Source organism: Ectothiorhodospira marina (genome assembly GCF_900109495.1).
Lineage (GTDB): Bacteria > Pseudomonadota > Gammaproteobacteria > Ectothiorhodospirales > Ectothiorhodospiraceae > Ectothiorhodospira > Ectothiorhodospira marina.
On the sequence record NZ_FOAA01000032.1, the window covers coordinates 1 to 2,013 of the forward strand.

General features: G+C 62.5%; 3 protein-coding genes. All 3 read left to right on the forward strand.

Annotated elements, in window-relative coordinates:
* The first annotated feature begins 105 nt into the window (after positions 1–105).
* The gene (locus BMY52_RS14975; RefSeq protein ID WP_090255792.1) at positions 106–1,596 is read left to right on the forward strand and encodes an MBL fold metallo-hydrolase RNA specificity domain-containing protein; all 1,491 of its coding nucleotides are present in this window, start codon (positions 106–108) and stop codon (positions 1,594–1,596) included.
* A gap of 46 nt (positions 1,597–1,642) precedes the next feature.
* Complete coding sequence (locus tag BMY52_RS15920) at positions 1,643–1,771, forward strand: hypothetical protein (protein WP_281244107.1); 129 nt, start codon at positions 1,643–1,645, stop codon at positions 1,769–1,771.
* The coding region (locus BMY52_RS14980; protein WP_177169997.1) for a PD-(D/E)XK nuclease family transposase at positions 1,768–2,013 on the forward strand (246 nt) is incomplete at its 3' end. The genes BMY52_RS15920 and BMY52_RS14980, both read left to right, overlap by 4 nt.

Sequence of the window (2,013 nt, forward strand, 5' to 3'; positions counted from 1 at the left end):
CAACTGGTGCAACGGGAAGCCCCGATTTTCTCATTTATCTTGTTGTTTTTGAAGGCTAATCATGAAATTTGGCAAGATTTCGTCACGGATTCAGGAAAGAGTTCCATGCCCACCCCCAACCACCCCACCCTCCTCCACCACGGCGGCGCCAGCGGCGTGACCGGCAGTTGCCATCAGTTGGTGGCCGACGAGGCGCATTCCCTGCTGGTGGACTGCGGGCTCTTTCAGGGGGAGGATGCCGCAGCCGATGCTTTCCGGCAGTTGTCGGTGGATTTCGATATCACCACGGTGCAGGCGCTGGTGGTCACTCATGTCCACATCGACCATATCGGCCGCTTGCCCTACCTGCTGGCAGCCGGTTATCGGGGGCCGATTCTCTGTTCGCCACCCAGCGCCCGGCTGCTGCCACTGGTGATCGAGGATGCCCTCAAGGTGGGCTTTACGCGGGATGCGGATCTCATTCAGCGCTTTCTTGAGCAGGTGGAAGGGCAGTTGCAGCCCCTGCCCTATGGCCGGTGGCACACCGTAGCGAACACGCCCGACCTGTCGCTGCGGGTTCGGCTGGAGCGGGCCGGACATATTCTGGGTTCGGCCTATGTGAAGGTGGCCTGGCAGGATAAGCGTCGGGGCCGGGAGCAGCGCATCGTGTTCTCCGGTGACCTGGGCGCGCCCCACACGCCGCTGTTGCCGGCACCCCGCTCGCCCCACCATGCGGACTGGCTGATCCTGGAGTCCACCTATGGGGATCGACTCCATGGCAACCGGACCAATCGCCAGCAGGCCCTGGGTAAGGCCATCGCCCGGGCGCTGGAGAACAACGGCACGGTGATCATTCCCGTCTTCAGCATCGGCCGCACTCAGGAGTTGCTGTACGAGCTGGAAGATCTGATCCATGCCGGTGGATCCCCGTGGGCAGATCTGGAGATCATCGTGGATTCACCGTTGGCGGCGCGTTTCACGCAGGTGTATCGCCAGCTCAAACCGTGGTGGAATGCCGAGGCCAAAAAACGCCTGCAGGCGGGCCGGCGGCCACTCGGGTTCGAGAACCTGTATACCGTCGACAGTCACGAAGAACACCTGCAAACCGTGGCGTATCTGGCCCGCACCGGGCGGCCGGCCGTGGTGCTGGCCGCCAGCGGGATGGCGGCCGGTGGGCGGGTGGTGAATTATCTCAAGGCCATGCTGGGGAGCGAGCAGCACCAAGTGCTGTTTGTGGGTTATCAGGCAGCGGGTACGCCGGGCCGGGATATTCAGCAATATGGCCCCCGGGGCGGCTGGGTGATGCTGGACGGCGAGCGCTACACCATTCGCGCCGGAGTGAGCACCGTGAGCGGCTATTCCGGACACGCCGACCAGCGGGATCTGGTGGGTTTCGTGCGCCGGATGAAGCGCTGGCCATCGCGAATCCGCCTGGTGCACGGGGAGCCAGCGGCACGGCAGGCCCTGGGGGATGCCTTGCGGGGGCTTTATGCGGGGCGGGGGTTGGAAGTCGTGATTGAAGGCATGGGCAAGGGACATGCACTCTCGACTGGTTTAGCAACAGGGCGCAAGGTCAGCCACGTCAGTGCTGTCCCGTTGACGACCCGATGCAATTGAATTAATTTACAGTATTCGTTTATCGATCCACAAGGACGGGTAACCCATGACCTTGCCTCGCTCGGCTCTCGTTCGCACCAATGAGCCACCCAGGAATCAGCGGGGCTTTCGTGCCTTCCTCGGCGGTCAGGTTCACCTGAACATGGAGAAGCGCGTCCTGGAGCGGGCCGCATGAACCAACTGCTCGACCCCACCAATGACTATGTTTTCAAGCGCCTGTTGAGCGAGGCCCCGGACCTGTTGGTGGCCCTGATCAATGATCTGCGCCCGGACCTGCCGAACATCACCTCGGTGGAGGTGCTCAACCCCAACATCGAACCCAGCGAACTCACCGGCAAGTACATCATCCTCGACGTCCTCGCCCGCGATGGCGAAGGCCACTGCTACAATGTGGAGGTACAGGTGCGCCGCTATGGC

What these genes read in the sequence shown, in the direction of transcription:
- BMY52_RS14975 (WP_090255792.1), top strand. Translation starts at nt 106, where the DNA reads ATGCCCACCCCCAACCACCCCACCCTCCTCCACCACGGCGGCGCCAGC.
- BMY52_RS15920 (WP_281244107.1), top strand. Translation starts at nt 1,643, where the DNA reads ATGACCTTGCCTCGCTCGGCTCTCGTTCGCACCAATGAGCCACCCAGG.